Source organism: Klebsiella sp. CB_Kp196 (assembly GCF_040061575.1).
GTDB classification, from domain to species: domain Bacteria; phylum Pseudomonadota; class Gammaproteobacteria; order Enterobacterales; family Enterobacteriaceae; genus Klebsiella; species Klebsiella michiganensis.
This window is the reverse complement of the sequence record NZ_JBEAFH010000034.1, coordinates 31,424-48,930: the sequence shown is the minus strand read 5'-3', so window position 1 is coordinate 48,930 and position 17,507 is coordinate 31,424. Positions and strand designations below refer to the sequence as shown.

Genomic DNA, 17,507 nt, shown 5'->3' with positions numbered 1-17,507 from the left:
TTCCACTGCCATAGCATTTTTTATGCTGGAGGGTATTTTTATGCCTGAAAATGATTACGTTGTGATTATTGGATCGGCAAATATGGATGTTGCTGGTTATTCCAATGTATCGTTGAACTATGCGGATTCTAACCCCGGGAAAATAAAATATACTCCCGGCGGCGTAGGGCGAAACATTGCGCAAAACATTGCCTTGTTAAATAAAACAGCGTGGCTATTATCGGTTGTCGGTGACGATTTTTATGGCCACTCTCTATTAAAACAAACGGCCCAGTCCGGGGTTCACGTCGATAAATGTCAGGTTATCCAGGGGGAAGGTACTTCAAGCTATTTATCGCTGCTTGATAATACCGGTGAAATGCTGGTGGCGATTAATGATATGAGCATCACAGAACATATTACGCCAGCGTTTTTAAGACAGCATCATGATTTTATCCGCAATGCCGCGGTGATTGTCGTTGATTGCAATATCAGCGAGGCCGCTCTCGCCTGGCTGATGGAAAATAGCGGCGCAACGCCCGTTTTTGTCGATCCGGTTTCAGCCTGGAAGTGCGTGAAAATCAGCCAGCATCTGGGGCGTATTCACACCCTGAAACCGAACCGAATTGAAGCTGAAACGCTGAGCGGCATCGCGCTGTCCGGCACGGATGACGTCGCGCGCGTTGCCGACTGGTTTCATCAGCGTGGCCTGAAGCGCCTGGTGCTGAGCATGGGCGGCGACGGGGTTTACTACAGTGAGAAAGAGGGCGAACGCGGCTGGTCAGCGCCGCTGAAAACTCAGGTCGTTAACGTCACCGGCGCCGGTGACGCCATGATGGCCGGCCTTGCCTGCTGCTGGCTCGACGGCTGTTCATTTTCGCAAGCGGTGAAGTTTGCTCAGGGATGCTCTTCTCTGGCGCTCTCATCGGAATTCACCAATAACCCTGAATTATCTTACGCCAACGTAAAAAAGGTAGTGGAGAAAGAATATGTCTGAATTAAATATTTCCTCTGAATTATTACAGGTTTCTGCGGAAGTTCAGCAGGCGTTGAAAAATAATCAGCCAGTAGTGGCGCTGGAATCGACCATTATTTCTCACGGCATGCCATTTCCGGAAAATGCGCAAACGGCGCTGGAAGTAGAAGAAACCATTCGTCGCCAGGGGGCGGTGCCGGCAACCATTGCGATTATTCATGGCGTCATAAAAGTTGGCTTAAGCCGTGAAGAAATTGAACTGCTGGGTCGCGAAGGGCATAACGTCGCCAAAGTTAGTCGTCGTGATTTACCCTTTGTTGTCGCCGCGGGATTAAATGGCGCGACCACCGTGGCGTCCACCATGATTATTGCCGCAATGGCCGGGATTAAAGTCTTCGCTACCGGCGGTATTGGCGGTGTACATCGCGGAGCCGAGCACACGTTTGATATTTCCGCCGATTTGCAGGAGCTGGCAAATACCAACGTCACCGTCGTCTGCGCCGGTGCAAAATCTATTCTCGATCTCGGTTTAACGACCGAATATTTAGAAACGTTTGGCGTTCCGCTTATTGGTTATCAAACCTCTGCGCTGCCGGCATTCTTCTGCCGAACCAGCCCGTTTGACGTCAGCATTCGCCTCAATAGCGCCAAAGAGATCGCCAAAGCGATGGCGGTGAAATGGCAGTCGGGTCTGAATGGCGGCATGGTGGTGGCGAACCCCATTCCTGAAGCGTTCGCGATGCCGGAAGAGAAAATCAACGCCGCCATCAACCGGGCGGTGAAGGAGGCGGAAGAGCAGGGCGTGGTGGGGAAAGCGAGTACGCCGTTCCTGCTGGCCCGCGTAGCGGAGCTGACCGGCGGAGACAGCCTGAAATCCAATATTCAGCTGGTCTTCAACAACGCCATTCTGGCCTGCGAGATTGCCAAAGAGTATCAGCAGGTAGCCTGACGACAGTTGCGGGCCGTTTGCGGTTGCCCGCCCCGATATCAACGATACCGAAAGCCTGGCTCGCGCCGGGTTTTCCACCAGGTAAGGATATCATTATGGACATTATGAGAAGTCTTCTGGGGATGGTGGTGTTGCTGGCCATTGCCTTTGCGCTGTCAGTCAATAAAAAACGCATCAGCGTCAGAACGGTAGGGGCGGCGCTGCTGCTGCAAATCGTCATTGGCGGGGTGATGCTCTACTTTCCGCCGGGCAAGTGGCTGGTCGAGCAGGCCGCGCTTGGGGTACATAAAGTCATGTCCTATAGCGACGCCGGAAGCGCGTTTATTTTTGGTTCACTGGTCGGCCCGAAGATGGACGTGCTGTTTGACGGCGCCGGCTTTATCTTCGCCTTCCGCGTGCTGCCCGCCATCATTTTTGTCACCGCGCTGATAAGCCTGCTTTACTACCTCGGCGTGATGGGGCTGCTGATCCGGATTCTCGGCGGCATCTTCCAGAAGGCGCTGAATATCAGCAAAATTGAGTCTTTTGTCGCCGTGACCACCATTTTTCTTGGGCAAAATGAGATCCCGGCGATCGTCAAACCGTTTATCAACAAGCTCAACCGCAATGAGCTTTTTACCGCGATTTGCAGCGGGATGGCGTCGATCGCCGGGTCGATGATGATCGGCTATGCCGGTATGGGCGTGCCGATTGATTATCTGCTGGCCGCTTCGCTTATGGCTATCCCCGGCGGGATTCTGTTTGCCCGTATGCTGAGTCCGGCAACCGAAGCATCCCAGGTCACTTTCGACAATCTCTCCTTCACCGAGACGCCGCCGAAAAGCGTTATCGAGGCGGCGGCGTCAGGGGCGATGACCGGCCTGAAAATTGCCGCCGGGGTGGCAACGGTAGTGATGGCGTTTGTGGCGATTATTGCTCTGCTGAACGGTATTATCGGCGGCATTGGCGGCTGGTTTGGCTACGGTCACGCCACGCTGGAGGGAATTTTCGGCTTCCTGCTCGCGCCGCTGGCATGGATTATGGGCGTTGACTGGAGCGATGCGACGCTGGCGGGCAGCCTGATTGGCCAAAAGCTGGCGATAAACGAATTCGTCGCCTACCTCAACTTTTCGCCCTATCTGCAAGCCGGCGGCAATCTGGACGTGAAAACCGTTGCGATCATCTCGTTCGCGCTGTGCGGTTTCGCCAACTTTGGCTCGATCGGCGTGGTTGTCGGGGCGTTTTCGGCCATTTCACCGCAGCGCGCGCCGGAGATTGCCCAGCTTGGGCTGCGCGCCCTGGCGGCGGCCACGCTCTCTAACCTGATGAGCGCCACCATTGCCGGGTTCTTTATTGGTCTGGCATAACAGGCTGCGCGCACCGCGCCTGCGGTGCGCGCTACGCCACGCCGGGAAGTAAATTGAGCGCGTTATCAACGGACAACGAGGGGTTGTTGATACCGTCGCTGGCGCGGGTGATGGCGGTGCAGGCCATGGCGAAAGCGACGCTCTCTTTAAAGTCGCTACCGTCGAGATAGCTATAAAGTAGCCCTGCCATTAGCGCATCGTCGGCGCCGAAGCTGTCTATCGTCGTATGGTCCGGCAGACTCATCCGGAAGCGTTCACCCCCTGCTTCGCTACAGAAAACAGCGTCGTCTTCCGAGCAAATCACCACCCGCTGAGTTCCCCTTTCGTGTAGCCATGCTAGCGCCCGATCGCGATCCGCGTCGTTTTCGATAGCCTGTCCCCAGAGGATCTGGAGTTCGCGCAGCGTGGGTTTGAGGGTGTGGATCTTCCCCAGCCATGGGCGAATGCGGTGCGCTTTAAACTCGGACACGGTATCAACAAATACCGGAATGCCGTTAGCCAGGGTAAATACCCACTCCAGCGACTGCTCCGTCAAATTACAATCGACCAGAACGACGCCGGCATGCGTCAGCAGATCCCGGTACTGATTCAGCAGCTGGGGCGTGAGCGACTGTAAAATATGCGTATCGTTAATCGCCAGCACCGTCTCTTCCTGCGGGTTAGCGATGGAGAGATAGGTGGCGGTGTTATGGCCGTGCAGGCGGATACAGCTTTGCACGTTAACGCCCGCCTGGCGGGTTTGCTCCAGCAGCGTTTCGCCGTAAAAGTCGCTGCCGACGGCGGAAATCAAATGCACATCGCGGCCCAGCAGCGCCAGGTTATGCGCGATATTCCGCGCCACGCCGCCGGCGGAGCACTGGATATTCCCCGGGTTGGAGACCGGTTGAGGATAATGAATATCGGCAATTCCGCGGATATCCATATTCACCGCGCCCAGCGAGACGCAGTACTCCTGCTCGGTAAGGATGTAGCCTTTGCCCTTGATGGCCCCCTTACGCGTGAGGTCCATAATATGCGCGGCCACGCGGGAGCGGCTAATCTGCAGAATATCGGCAATCTCATGCTGCTGAATTAGCGGATTGCGCCGCAAAATTTTGAGGATCTGCTTTTCCCTGTCGTTCATATCAGACCGTGGCCTCTTCCGTTTGCTGCGCCCGCAGCCAGGCGATCTCTTCCGCCCAGATATCAGGATTGATCGTTTCCAGAATCAGCGGGATACCGTCAAAGCGGCGGTCCTGCATAATCCAGCGGAAAGCATCATGGCCAATATTGCCTTCACCCAGGCTGTGGTGACGGTCAACGCGGCTGGCGAACGCGCTTTTCGCATCGTTCAGGTGCATACCGCGCAGATACTGGAAACCCACAATTCGGTCGAAATCAGCGAAGGTTTTTTCGCACTCTTCGGCGCTGCGCAGGTCGTAGCCGGCGGCGAAGGCGTGACAGGTATCAATGCACACGCCGACGCGTGATTTATCTTCCACACCGTCGATGATGGCCGCCAGATGCTCAAACTTAAAGCCCAGGTTACTGCCCTGGCCGGCGGTGTTTTCAATGACCGCCGTGACGCCTTCGGTTTTTGCCAGCGCGATATTGATCGATTCGGCGATACGCGCCAGACATTCGTCTTCCGGGATTTGCTGCAGATGGCTACCCGGATGGAAATTCAGCAGCGTCAGGCCGAGCTGCTGGCAGCGGGAGAGTTCATCAATAAAGGCATCGCGGGATTTTTCCAGCGCGTCCTCAACCGGATGACCGAGGTTTATCAGATAGCTGTCGTGCGGCAGAATTTGCCCCGGGCCGAACTGGTACTTTTCGCAGGCGGCTTTAAATTCAGCAATGGTTTCGTCGCTCAGAGGGGCGGCGCGCCACTGGCGCTGGTTTTTGGTAAAGAGGGCAAATGCGGTCGCGCCGATTTCGGCTGCGCGAATGGCGGCGTTGGCTACACCGCCGGAGGCGCTGACGTGCGCTCCAATATATTTCATAAAAAAACTCCAGTTAAGCCGCTGGGGGGAGGGTAATGATAGCGGCTTAGCCGGAGAGTTACATCATCCTTAATACAACCTGAGTAGCGAGGGGCTTCAGGCCATCAGGCTATGAATGGCCAGGTTAATCGCGCCGCCGCCGACAATCAGCCAGACGAAGAGCATCAGCGCCATCAGCAGCGGTTTGGCGCCGGCTTTTTTCAGCGCGCTGACGTGGGTGGTCAGGCCGAGGGCGGCCATCGCCATCGCCAGCAGTACGGTATCCAGCGTGACCAGCATATCGACAACCGCTTTCGGCAGCAGGTGGAAGGAGTTAAACACCGCCACCAGAATAAACAGGATCGCAAACCACGGAATGGTGATTTTACTTTTCTCACCGCCGTTTGCCGGGGCTAATTGCTTCACGCGCGCGGCGAGGAACAGCAGGAACGGAGCCAGCATCATCACGCGCAGCATTTTTGCAATCACCGCCGCGTTTTCCGCGTCCGGGCCCACCGCGTGGCCTGCCGCGACAACCTGAGCAACCTCATGCATCGTCGAACCCATATAAATGCCGTAGGCTTCCGGCGTGAACCAGTGCGCCAGGAAGGGATAAATCGCCGGGTACAGGAAGATGGCAATGGTACCGAAAATCACCACCGTGGCGACGGCGACCGTGACTTTGCTGGCCTCCGCTTTGACGACCGGTTCCGTCGCCAGTACCGCTGCCGCGCCGCAGATGCTGCTGCCGGCGCCAATCAGCCAGCTGGTATGTTTATCGAGGCCGAAAACCTTTTGCCCAAGAAAACAGGCGATAAAAAAGGTGCTGGAAAGCGTCAGAACGTCAATCACGATACCGCCGACGCCGACGTCGGCAATCTGGGCGAACGTCAGGCGAAAGCCGTATAAGATGATGCCGAGGCGCAGCAGGTGCTGCTTGGCAAAAATCACGCCGCCGTCGCAGGGCTGCCAGATTTTCGGGTAAACCGTGTTACCGATGACCATGCCGAATAAAATGGCCAGCGTGAGGGCGCTGAAGCCCGCGCCGGCGATAGCCGGAAAGCTACCGGCCCACAGCGCTGCGCCGGTGAGCAGGGCGGTGAGCGCCAGTCCAGGTGCAAAGTGCCGCAATGGGCGATGTTTAGTCGGTAAAGTGAGTGCTGTCATAACCTTCTCCTTTGTCTGGGAAAAGCATACGACTCGCTGGTTTAAATATAAAATTGATTATATATTTATAATTAATCGAAATAAGTGGTAAAAACGCGGTTTCGCGGTTTGAGAACGATGGGCCTCAGCCTCACGCCGCGGATCGCGAGTCGTCTATAAAGGCAGGAAAAAATATGCATATCACGCTACGGCAGCTGGAAGTTTTTGCTGAAGTTTTAAAAAGCGGATCGACCACTCAGGCGTCGCAAATGCTGGCGCTTTCCCAGTCGGCGGTTAGCGCGGCGCTGACCGAACTGGAAGGGCAGTTGGGGGTGCAGCTCTTTGACCGCGTAGGGAAAAGGCTGGTGGTCAACGAGCACGGCAGGCTGCTTTATCCGCGGGCGCTGGCGCTGCTGGAGCGGGCGCTGGAGATAGAGCAGCTGTTTCGCGGCGACAACGGCGCGATCCGCGTCTACGCCAGCAGCACCATCGGCAACTATATTCTGCCGGAAATCATTGCGCGCTATCGACGGGATCTGCCGGATTTACCGCTGGAGCTGAGCGTGGGCAATAGCCAGGACGTGATCAATGCGGTGGCCGATCTGCGCGTGGATATCGGGCTGATTGAAGGTCCCTGTCACGCCGCGGATATTATCGCCGAACCCTGGCTGGAAGATGAGCTGGTGGTCTTTGCCGCGCCGGATTCGCCGCTGCTGGCAGGGGAGGTGACGCTGCAACGGCTGGCGGAAGCGCCGTGGATTTTACGCGAGCACGGCTCCGGGACCCGGGAAATCGTCGACTATTTATTACTCTCGCATTTACCGGCGTTTCATCTTGGGATGGAGCTGGGCAACTCGGAAGCCATCAAGCACGCGGTACGCCACGGTCTGGGCATTAGCTGCCTGTCGCGACGCGTGGTGGCGGAGCAGCTTGAAGTCGGATCGCTGGTGGAGCTGACGATTCCGCTGCCGCGCTTAACCCGCACCTTGTGGCGCATTCATCACCGGCAGAAGCATATTTCCAAGGCATTACAGCGATTTCTGCATTATTGCGACGTGTAAAAGCGGACGCCACGCGCGCTGGCGTTTTCGGGATTTCATGCTTTACTAATAATCCATGCTCGATCATGAAGCTCTCTTATAACTTTGCAATTGTATCGGATGGATCACAGACACTCTGCTACAATCTCGCCTCGTTTTTTGGATGGATAGCATTTTCACATGGTTTCGGATACTAAAACCACAGAAGCGCCCGGTTTACGTCGTGAACTGAAGGCGCGCCACTTGACCATGATCGCGATTGGCGGTTCCATAGGTACAGGTCTTTTTGTTGCCTCTGGCGCAACGATTTCTCAGGCGGGCCCGGGTGGGGCGCTGCTCTCTTATATTCTCATCGGCCTGATGGTTTATTTCCTGATGACCAGCCTCGGCGAGCTGGCGGCGTTTATGCCGGTGTCCGGCTCTTTTGCCACCTACGGGCAGAATTACGTTGAGGAAGGCTTTGGCTTCGCGCTGGGCTGGAACTACTGGTACAACTGGGCGGTGACCATCGCCGTTGACCTCGTTGCCGCTCAGCTGGTGATGACCTACTGGTTCCCCGATGCACCCGGCTGGGTCTGGAGCGCGCTGTTCCTCGGCATCATGTTCCTGCTGAACTGGATCTCGGTAAAAGGCTTTGGTGAAGCGGAATACTGGTTCTCGCTGATCAAAGTGGCCACCGTCATCATCTTTATTATTGTCGGCGTGATGATGATCTTTGGCATCTTTAAAGGCGCACAGCCTGCGGGCTGGAGCAACTGGGTTGTCGACGATGCGCCGTTTGCCGGCGGCTTTGCGGCGATGATTGGCGTGGCGATGATTGTCGGCTTCTCGTTCCAGGGAACCGAGCTTATCGGCATCGCGGCCGGCGAGTCGGAAAACCCGGAGAAGAACATTCCGCGCGCCGTGCGGCAGGTGTTCTGGCGTATCCTGCTGTTCTATGTGTTCGCCATCCTGATCATCAGCCTGATTATTCCGTATACCGACCCGAGCCTGCTGCGTAACGACGTGAAAGATATTTCCGTCAGCCCGTTCACACTGGTCTTCCAGCACGCGGGGCTGCTGTCGGCGGCGGCGATTATGAACGCGGTTATTCTGACGGCGGTACTGTCGGCGGGTAACTCCGGAATGTACGCGTCCACCCGCATGCTCTACACCCTGGCCTGCGATGGCAAAGCGCCGCGTATTTTCTCTAAGCTGTCTAAAGGCGGCGTGCCGCGTAATGCGCTGTATGCCACCACGGTGATTGCAGGGCTGTGCTTCCTGAGCTCGATGTTCGGTAATCAGACCGTTTACCTGTGGCTGCTGAATACCTCCGGCATGACCGGCTTTATCGCCTGGCTGGGGATTGCCATTAGCCACTATCGCTTCCGTCGCGGCTACGTGCTGCAGGGGAACGATCTCAACGATCTGCCGTATCGTTCCGGCTTTTTCCCGCTGGGGCCGATCTTCGCTTTCGTGCTGTGCCTGATCATTACCCTGGGCCAGAATTACGAAGCGTTCCTCAAAGATACCATCGACTGGGGCGGCGTGGCGGCAACCTATATCGGCATTCCGCTGTTCCTGGTGATCTGGTTCGGTTACAAGCTGGCGAAAGGAACGCGTTTTGTGCGCTACAGCGAAATGAAGTTCCCGGAGCGTTTTAAAAGCTAAGGTCAGCTGACGCCGTAAGATAAAACCCTCTCATCGAGAGGGTTTTTTTATGTCTGCGATTCTTACATGTTGATACAGTTATTCATAATTTTATTGATAATTGTAATCATTATCTTTATCATTTCCACTAAATTCAGGATGAAGCCAATCCCCGTATCTTGCAGAGGGTCAGACTGACAAGGGGCGACCAGCCACATCTACTGTAAAAAATTGCGCGCATACGCCGTTAGAGCGCTATGCCGACAGTACCTGTGAGCAGGACCTTTTTTGTTTGTTTTGTTGTACACCTCATGGAGATATGGAATGTTCAGGCTAAACCCTTTTGTCCGGGCCGGATTATGCGCGTCCGTCGTATCCCTGGCGTTTCCGGCGCTCGCCGACGTTAACGAAGAAACGCTGGTCGTCACCGCTGCGGCAACTGAACAGAGCGTCAAAGATGCGCCCGCCAGTATTAGCGTTATCACCCAACAGGATCTGCAGCGTAGACCGGTACAAAACCTGAAGGATGTACTGCGGGAAGTGCCGGGCGTGCAGCTCACCAACGAAGGGGATAATCGCAAAGGGGTGAGCATTCGCGGCCTCAGCAGCGGCTATACGCTGATCCTCGTTGACGGCAAACGCGTTAACTCGCGCAACGCCGTTTTCCGCCACAACGATTTTGACCTCAACTGGATCCCGGTTGATGCCATTGAGCGTATCGAAGTGGTGCGCGGGCCGATGTCTTCCCTCTATGGTTCCGACGCCCTCGGCGGCGTGGTCAATATCATTACCAAAAAAGTCGGTCAGCAGTGGACGGGCACCCTCAGCGCGGATACCACCATTCAGGAACACCGCGATCGCGGCGATACGTACAATGGTCAGTTCTTTACCAGCGGCCCGCTGATTGACGGCGTGCTGGGGATGAAAGCCTACGGCAGCCTGGCAAAGCGCGCCAAGGACGATCAGCAGGCTTCCAGCAACGCAGCTGGCGAAACGCCGCGTATTGAAGGCTTCACCAGCCGCGACGGCAACGTCGAATTCGCCTGGACGCCCACTGATAATCAGGACATCACCGCTGGCTACGGGTTCGATCGCCAGGATCGGGATTCCGACTCTCTTGACCGCAACCGCCTTGAGCGCCAGAACTACTCCCTGAGCCACAACGGCCGCTGGGATGTCGGCAATAGCGAGCTGAAATTCTACGGCGAGAAAGTGGATAATAAAAATCCGGGCCAGGCCGGAACGATCACATCTGAGAGTAACTCGGTGGACGGCAAATACGTTCTGCCGCTGGGCATGATCAACCAGCTGCTGACCTTCGGCGGCGAATGGCGTCACGATAAGCTGAAAGATCCGGTCAACCTGAGCAGCGGCGGTAAATCCACTTCCGCCAGCCAGTACGCGCTGTTCCTGGAAGATGAATGGCGGATAATCGAACCTCTGGCCTTAACCACCGGCATCCGTATGGACGATCACCAGACCTATGGCGATCACTGGAGCCCGCGTGCTTATCTGGTCTATAACGCCACCGATACCGTGACCGTGAAGGGCGGTTGGGCGACGGCATTTAAAGCGCCATCCCTGCTGCAGCTGAACCCGGACTGGACCACCAACTCCTGCCGCGGCTCGTGCAGCATTATCGGTAACCCGGATCTGAAACCGGAAACCAGCGAAAGCTTCGAACTGGGTCTTTACTATCGCGGTGAAGAAGGCTGGCTTGAAGGCGTGGAAGGAAGCGTCACCACCTTCCAGAATAACGTTGACGATATGATCGATATCCTGCGTACTTCCAGCGCCAGCGAAGCGCCGGGCTACCCGAATTTTGTCGGCTGGAAAACGGTGAACGGTAAGCGTGTGCCGGTATTCCGCTACTTCAACGTCAATAAGGCGCGTATCAAAGGGGTAGAAACGGAATTGAAGGTGCCGTTCGGCGACGAATGGAAGCTGACGGTAAACTACACCTACAACGATGGCCGCGACCTGAGTAACGGCGGCGATAAACCGCTGCAAACGCTGCCGTTCCATACCGCTAACGGTACCCTCGACTGGAAACCGCTGGACGACTGGTCCTTCTACGTCACCGCCAACTATACCGGCGAACAGCGTTCGGTCAGCGCGACGGGCAAAACGCCCGGCGGCTACACTATGTTTGATATCGGCGCGGCCTGGAACGTCACCAAAAACGTCAAGCTGCGCTCCGGGGTACTCAACGTGGGCGATAAGGATCTGAGCCGCGACGACTATAGCTATACGGAAGAAGGCCGCCGCTACTTTATGGCCGTCGATTACCGCTTCTAACCGGGCGATAAAAGAGGGCTGGCAGATTTCCCTGCCAGCCCTCGCTAAAGGCGCTCAGGGTGAAGCCAGACGGAAAAGCGGTGGGCGAACCCACCGCTCCAGGTGGCTACTTACCGGATTCGTAAGCCATAAAAGCAGCTACCTCCCTGTTCGTATCGCGGTAGCGAATTTCGCAAAGCGATTTTCTTACCATCAGGGTGAACGCTAATAGCGTGATACACACGATGAGCAGACACCAGATCGGGACGTTGGGCGGTACCTTCATGGTTTGTTCTCCTTGCCTTACGGCGGGTAAGAGACTAACCTGATGTTGTCTAGGCATCGGGACAGCCTCGTGGGTGATTACATTACCTTCGGGGCTTTCTTCTTTCTGCCTCAGCACAACGGTAAAACTCAATCCTGCTCTGAGGCGAAAGCCTCAAGCGCCGCCAAAAATCATACCCCCGACGACGGAAAATACACTATCTCTCTGTATATATTAGTTTTTATGACTATTGGATGATGAGGCATTTTGCGTATCAATGCGCCGGGAAGGTGCTTCACGACGCATTGAAAGGATCAGGAGAAGAGGTGCCGGGCATGGAAGCGCAGGTGGTCCTCAATAAATGAGGCGATAAAGTAGTAGCTGTGATCGTACCCGGGCTGAATACGCAGGGTTAACGGCCAGCTTTTCTGACGCGCGGTTTCCGCCAGCACCGCCGGCTGCAGCTGTTCGGCGAGGAATGTATCGCTATCGCCCTGGTCAATCAGGGTTGGAATCGCATCTGACTCGCTGCTGGCCTGCATTAACGCGCAGCTGTCCCAGGCCTGCCAGGCCGCTTCATCCGCTCCCAGATAGGCGGTAAACGCTTTTTTGCCCCAGGGAACCTGGGTCGGGTTAACGATAGGCGCGAACGCGGAAACGCTGACGAAGCGGCCCGGATTCTTCAGCGCCATCACCAGCGCGCCGTGGCCGCCCATGGAATGCCCGCTGATGGCGCAGCGGCCGCTGAGATTAAACTCGCGGGCAATCAGCTGCGGCAGCTCGTCGCGAAGGTAATCGTACATGCGGAAATGCGCGGACCAGGGCGCCTGGGTGGCATTGAGATAAAAGCCAGCGCCTTTCCCCAGATCGTAAGCGCTATCGTCGGCAACGTTATCACCGCGCGGACTGGTGTCCGGCATCACCAGCGCAATGCCCAGTTCGGCGGCGACGCGCTGAGCGCCCGCTTTGGTGGTGAAGTTTTCATCGTTGCAGGTCAGGCCGGAGAGCCAGTAGAGAACCGGCGGCGGCGCGTCAGCGGCGGCGGGAGGTAAAAAGATGCTGAAGGTCATTGCGCAGTTCAGCGTTGCGGAGTCGTGCCGCCAGCGTTGCTGCCGACCTTCAAAACAGCGGTGCTCTTCGAGCAGTTCCATGCAGGGCTCCTTAAGTGTCTCAGGCGTAATTTTCCATAATACAGATATTTCATGCCCTCGTGAGTAACTTTCACTTCCTCCTTTTCGGAACGTATTGCATCATTAATGCAACTTTTAACCAACATGCTGACCTTGCCGCAGCGGCAGGCGTCGCGCTATGGGTCGGCGATTGGCTTGGTTGCGGCAAGGTGAGCAGGGCGTTGCGTGACGCATCGTAGTGCGCTGGTCTGGCGGCGTGGAACGAGAGGTGACGCCAATTTCAACAATTATCGATGCGGCTACTGGATTCTGTGCGTCACCTCACGCACAATGAATACAAACTTTGCCCTCAGAAGAGCAAAGAGCGCCACACCTGCAGGAGAACAAAAATGTCATCACTGAGTAAAGAAGCCATACTCGTTCATGAAGCGCTGGTCGCTCGTGGGCTGGAGACGCCGCTGCGTCCGCCAGTACAAGAAATTGATAATGAAACTCGCAAGCGTCTGATCGCCGGACACATGACCGAGATTATGCAGCTGTTAAACCTTGATCTAAGTGATGACAGCCTGATGGAGACCCCGCATCGCATCGCCAAAATGTACGTCGATGAGATCTTCTCCGGACTGGACTACGCCCGGTTCCCCAAAATCACCGTCATCGAAAATAAGATGCAGGTTGATGAAATGGTGACCGTGCGCGATATCACCCTGACCAGCACCTGTGAACACCATTTTGTGACCATTGACGGCAAAGCCACGGTGGCCTATATCCCGAAAGATTCGGTGATTGGCCTGTCGAAAATTAACCGTATCGTGCAGTTCTTCTCCCAGCGTCCGCAGGTGCAGGAGCGGCTGACGCAGCAGATCCTCACCGCGCTGCAAACGCTGCTGGGGACCAGCAACGTCGCGGTTTCCATCGATGCGGTGCACTACTGCGTGAAAGCGCGCGGCATTCGCGATGCCACCAGCGCCACCACCACCACGTCGCTGGGCGGCCTGTTTAAATCCAGCCAGAATACCCGCCAGGAGTTCCTGCGCGCCGTACGTCACCACAACTAAAACGGAGCAGGGTACATGGAGAGAAATGTCACGCTGGACTTTGTCCGCGGCGTCGCCATCCTCGGTATCCTGCTACTGAATATCAGCGCCTTCGGTTTACCGAAGGCCGCTTACCTCAACCCGGCGTGGTCCGGGAACATTTCCGCCAGCGACGCCTGGACCTGGGCGATTCTCGATCTGCTGGCGCAGGTCAAATTCCTGACCCTCTTCGCCCTGCTGTTTGGCGCCGGACTTCAGCTTCTGCTGCCGCGCGGCAAGCGCTGGATCCAGTCGCGCCTGACGCTGCTGGCGCTGCTTGGCTTTATTCACGGACTGTTTTTCTGGGACGGCGATATTCTGCTGGCCTATGCGCTGGTCGGGCTGGTGGGCTGGCGGATGGTGCGCGACGCGCACGATGTCAAATCGCTGTTTAATACCGGCGTGGTGCTGTACGTTATCGGCGTGGCGGTACTGCTATTGCTGGGATTGATTTCCGGCAATACGCCCAATCGTTCGTGGCTGCCGGACGCGGCAAATTTGCAGTACGAGCAGTACTGGAAGCTAAAAGGCGGCTTTGAAGCGGTGAGCAATCGTGCGGATATGCTGTCGGATAACCTGCTGGCGCTGGGCGCGCAGTACGGCTGGCAGCTGGCCGGTATGATGCTGATGGGCGCCGCGCTGATGCGCAGCGGCTGGCTCAAAGGGCAGTTCAGCCTTCGCCACTATCGGCGTACCGGCGGGCTGCTGATTGCGGCCGGAATGGCGGTCAACTTGCCCTCGATTATTGCCCAGTGGCATCTTGGCTGGGACTACCGCTGGTGCGCATTTTTGCTACAGGCGCCGCGGGAGCTGGGCGCGCCGCTGCAAACCATCGGCTACGCGGCGCTGGCCTGGGGCTTCTGGCCGCAGCTGTGTCAGAGTCGTCTGGTGGGGGCGATTGCCTGCGTCGGGCGCATGGCGCTAACCAACTATCTGCTGCAGACCCTGATTTGCACTACCCTGTTCTACCGCTTCGGCCTGTTTATGAAGTATGACCGCTTACAGCTGTTAGCCTTCGTACCGGCCGTATGGGCGGTTAATATTCTCTTCTCGTGGTTTTGGCTACGTCATTTCCGCCAGGGGCCCGTTGAGTGGCTATGGCGTCAATTCACCCTGCGTGCGTCGGGGACATCATTAAAAGATACATCCAGATAACGATCTGGATCACAATCATTAACAAAATGGATGTAACCGTTTCCATCCCTGTGACCTCACTCACGTAGCGTACGGCACGTCGCTGCCAGAATAGCCTCCTTGCTGAACACAGGAGGTGAGTGTGACGTACTGCAATGCTCTACAGGTCGGTGAGTATGATCACCATTCGTGATGTCGCCCGCCAGGCGGGTGTTTCCGTCGCGACGGTTTCGCGCGTGCTGAATAACAGCGCGCTGGTGAGCCCGGATACGCGAGAAGCGGTAATGAAGGCGGTAACGCTGTTGGGCTATCGGCCAAACGCCAACGCGCAGGCGCTGGCGACGCAGGTCAGCGATACCATCGGCGTGGTCGTGATGGACGTGTCGGACGCCTTTTTTGGCGCGCTGGTCAAAGCGGTTGATACCGTCGCCCAGCAGCATCAGAAATATGTGCTTATCGGCAATAGCTATCATGAAGCGGAAAAAGAGCGTAACGCCATTGAGGTGCTGATTCGCCAGCGCTGTTCAGCGCTGATCGTCCACTCTAAAGCGCTGAGCGACGCGGAGCTGGGGGATTTTATGGAGCATATGCCGGGAATGGTGCTGATTAACCGCATCGTGCCGGGATACGCCCACCGCTGCGTTGGGCTGGATAACGTCAGCGGCGCGCTGATGGCGACCCGCATGCTGCTCAATCATGGTCACCAGCGCATCGGCTACCTCTCTTCCAATCACGGCATTGAAGATGATGATTTACGGCGAGAAGGGTGGTTAAGGGCGTTACATGAACACGGCATTGTCGCTCCCGAAAGCTGGGTGGGATCCGGGTCGCCGGATATGCAGGGCGGTGAGGCGGCGATGGTCGAACTGCTGGGGCGCAACCTTGGTCTGAGCGCGGTTTTCGCCTACAACGACAGTATGGCGGCCGGCGCGCTCACGACGCTTAAAGATAACGGCATTGCCGTACCGCAGCATCTTTCGCTGATCGGTTTTGATGATATCCCCATTTCCCGTTACACCGACCCGCAGCTGACGACGGTCCGTTATCCGATTATGTCGATGGCGAAACTGGCGACAGAGCTGGCGCTACAGGGCGCGGTGGGAAAGCTGGATCGTGATGCCAGCCACTGCTTTATGCCGACGCTGGTGCGCCGACATTCGGTGGCGCAGAGGCAAATTGTGGGGCCGATCACTAACTAATTATCTGCCTGATGTAACCGCTTTCAATATGTGAGTGATTTCACAGTTTGTTAACATTAAGCTGACTATGATTGCTGCGTTTACAAGTCTGAACATACTATGTCACGGTGATTAATCACTTTTACAGCAGTAATCGGCGGTTAAACGATTAATAAAGCCGTTTTTCAGGAGCGTTACCCTACACGGAAGACAGAATTACAGTCGTGAATGTCGCTGTGCAGTAACATAAATGTAACGCTCGCCAGCCATTTTCACACCAAAGACCCTGCATAATAAAACCGGAGATTCCATGAATAAGAAGGTGTTAACCCTGTCTGCTGTAATGGCTAGCATGTTATTTGGCGCCGCGGCTCACGCAGCAGATACCCGTATCGGCGTGACGATTTATAAATACGACGACAACTTTATGTCGGTGGTGCGTAAGGCAATTGAAAAAGATGGCAAATCAGCGCCGGATGTTCAGCTGCTGATGAATGACTCGCAAAACGACCAGTCCAAGCAGAACGATCAGATTGACGTCCTGCTGGCAAAAGGGGTGAAGGCGCTGGCGATTAACCTGGTTGACCCGGCGGCGGCGGGGACGGTCATCGATAAAGCGCGTGGCCAGAACGTGCCGGTGGTGTTCTTTAACAAAGAACCTTCCCGCAAGGCGCTGGATAGCTACGATAAAGCGTACTACGTCGGTACCGACTCAAAAGAGTCCGGCGTGATTCAGGGTGACCTGATTGCCAAGCACTGGAAAGCGAACCCGAACTGGGATCTGAATAAAGACGGCCAGATTCAGTTTGTCCTGCTGAAGGGCGAGCCGGGCCATCCGGATGCGGAAGCGCGTACCACCTACGTGATTAAAGAGCTGAACGACAAGGGCTTCAAAACCCAGCAGCTGGCGTTAGACACCGCCATGTGGGACACCGCACAGGCGAAAGATAAGATGGATGCCTGGCTGTCTGGCCCGAATGCCAACAAAATTGAAGTCGTCATCGCTAACAACGATGCGATGGCCATGGGCGCTGTAGAAGCGCTGAAAGCGCACAATAAGAGCAGCATTCCGGTATTCGGCGTCGATGCGCTGCCTGAAGCGCTGGCGCTGGTGAAATCCGGCGCCATGGCGGGTACCGTACTGAACGATGCCAACAATCAGGCGAAAGCCACCTTCGATCTGGCGAAAAACCTGGCCGATGGTAAAGAACCGGCTGCCGGTACTCAATGGAAAATTGATAATAAGATTGTCCGCGTACCGTACGTTGGCGTTGATAAAGATAATCTGAGCGAATTTATCGGTAAGTAATCGCTTAATAAGCTGCGGGCGTACGCGCTTGTACGCCCGATTATTCCTGATACAGAACCCGTCCCGGCTCGTCGTTAATGCGTCGGCTGGGGTATGCACGCACGCAGCCAGG

The 17,507-nt window shown here is 56.0% G+C and carries 15 protein-coding genes and 1 pseudogene; 10 read left to right on the top strand and 6 right to left on the bottom strand.

Features of this window, described 5'->3' with window-relative positions:
* Positions 1-40 precede the first annotated feature (40 nt).
* The 3 genes from ABLU87_RS08195 (at position 41) to ABLU87_RS08185 (ending at position 3,250) form a co-directional block, all read left to right on the top strand.
* Complete coding sequence (locus ABLU87_RS08195) at positions 41-976, top strand: pseudouridine kinase (RefSeq protein ID WP_025106748.1); 936 nt, start codon at positions 41-43, stop codon at positions 974-976.
* Positions 969-1,904, top strand: coding sequence for a pseudouridine-5'-phosphate glycosidase (locus tag ABLU87_RS08190; protein ID WP_128334734.1), 936 nt, complete (start codon positions 969-971; stop codon positions 1,902-1,904). The genes ABLU87_RS08195 and ABLU87_RS08190 overlap by 8 nt, the downstream gene beginning before the upstream one ends.
* 95 nt (positions 1,905-1,999) lie before the next feature.
* Positions 2,000-3,250 (top strand): NupC/NupG family nucleoside CNT transporter, encoded by a 1,251-nt coding sequence (locus ABLU87_RS08185; RefSeq protein ID WP_014230164.1) that lies wholly within the window; start codon positions 2,000-2,002, stop codon positions 3,248-3,250.
* 31 nt (positions 3,251-3,281) lie between these two features.
* Here the strand turns inward: ABLU87_RS08185 and ABLU87_RS08180 are convergent, their stop codons facing one another.
* From ABLU87_RS08180 to ABLU87_RS08170, 3 genes are all read right to left on the bottom strand, one after another.
* Entirely contained in the window at positions 3,282-4,373 is a 1,092-nt protein-coding gene (locus ABLU87_RS08180; RefSeq protein ID WP_014839060.1) for a sugar kinase, read from the bottom strand.
* A gap of 1 nt (position 4,374) precedes the next feature.
* Positions 4,375-5,232, bottom strand: coding sequence for a deoxyribonuclease IV (gene nfo / locus ABLU87_RS08175; RefSeq protein WP_014230162.1), 858 nt, complete (start codon positions 5,230-5,232; stop codon positions 4,375-4,377).
* A 96-nt stretch (positions 5,233-5,328) separates the two neighbouring features.
* Positions 5,329-6,378, bottom strand: coding sequence for a YeiH family protein (locus tag ABLU87_RS08170; protein WP_047723226.1), 1,050 nt, complete (start codon positions 6,376-6,378; stop codon positions 5,329-5,331).
* A gap of 173 nt (positions 6,379-6,551) precedes the next feature.
* Here ABLU87_RS08170 and yieE point away from each other — a divergent pair, with 173 nt between their 5' ends.
* From yieE to cirA, 3 genes are all read left to right on the top strand, one after another.
* A complete protein-coding gene (yieE, locus tag ABLU87_RS08165) occupies positions 6,552-7,418 on the top strand; it encodes a DNA-binding transcriptional regulator YeiE (protein WP_014839059.1) in 867 nt (288 codons plus the stop codon).
* A gap of 159 nt (positions 7,419-7,577) precedes the next feature.
* Positions 7,578-9,047, top strand: coding sequence for an amino acid permease (locus ABLU87_RS08160; protein WP_004852681.1), 1,470 nt, complete (start codon positions 7,578-7,580; stop codon positions 9,045-9,047).
* A gap of 303 nt (positions 9,048-9,350) precedes the next feature.
* The gene (gene cirA / locus ABLU87_RS08155) at positions 9,351-11,324 is read left to right on the top strand and encodes a catecholate siderophore receptor CirA (RefSeq protein ID WP_014230158.1); all 1,974 of its coding nucleotides are present in this window, start codon (positions 9,351-9,353) and stop codon (positions 11,322-11,324) included.
* Positions 11,325-11,434: 110 nt separating this feature from the next.
* Here cirA and ABLU87_RS08150 read toward each other — a convergent pair whose 3' ends face one another.
* The 3 genes and pseudogenes from ABLU87_RS08150 to fghA form a co-directional block, all read right to left on the bottom strand.
* Positions 11,435-11,545 (bottom strand): DUF5431 family protein, encoded by a 111-nt coding sequence (locus ABLU87_RS08150; RefSeq protein WP_305955786.1) that lies wholly within the window; start codon positions 11,543-11,545, stop codon positions 11,435-11,437.
* A pseudogene (locus ABLU87_RS08145) lies at positions 11,494-11,646 on the bottom strand (Hok/Gef family protein); the annotation flags it as partial. The pseudogene ABLU87_RS08145 and the gene ABLU87_RS08150, both read right to left, overlap by 52 nt.
* Before the next feature lie 236 nt (positions 11,647-11,882).
* Positions 11,883-12,719, bottom strand: a complete 837-nt coding sequence (fghA, locus tag ABLU87_RS08140) for an S-formylglutathione hydrolase (RefSeq protein ID WP_014839058.1) — start codon at positions 12,717-12,719, stop codon at positions 11,883-11,885.
* 368 nt (positions 12,720-13,087) lie between these two features.
* Here fghA and folE point away from each other — a divergent pair, with 368 nt between their 5' ends.
* From folE to mglB, 4 genes are all read left to right on the top strand, one after another.
* Entirely contained in the window at positions 13,088-13,756 is a 669-nt protein-coding gene (gene folE, locus ABLU87_RS08135; protein ID WP_004103895.1) for a GTP cyclohydrolase I FolE, read from the top strand.
* A 15-nt stretch (positions 13,757-13,771) separates the two neighbouring features.
* Positions 13,772-14,929, top strand: a complete 1,158-nt coding sequence (gene yeiB / locus ABLU87_RS08130; protein WP_014230156.1) for a DUF418 domain-containing protein YeiB — start codon at positions 13,772-13,774, stop codon at positions 14,927-14,929.
* A 155-nt stretch (positions 14,930-15,084) separates the two neighbouring features.
* On the top strand, positions 15,085-16,107 hold the full coding sequence (gene galS / locus ABLU87_RS08125) for an HTH-type transcriptional regulator GalS (RefSeq protein WP_103815424.1): 1,023 nt from the start codon (positions 15,085-15,087) through the stop codon (positions 16,105-16,107).
* A 289-nt stretch (positions 16,108-16,396) separates the two neighbouring features.
* A complete protein-coding gene (gene mglB / locus ABLU87_RS08120; RefSeq protein WP_014230154.1) occupies positions 16,397-17,395 on the top strand; it encodes a galactose/glucose ABC transporter substrate-binding protein MglB in 999 nt (332 codons plus the stop codon).
* The last annotated feature ends 112 nt before the right edge of the window (positions 17,396-17,507 follow it).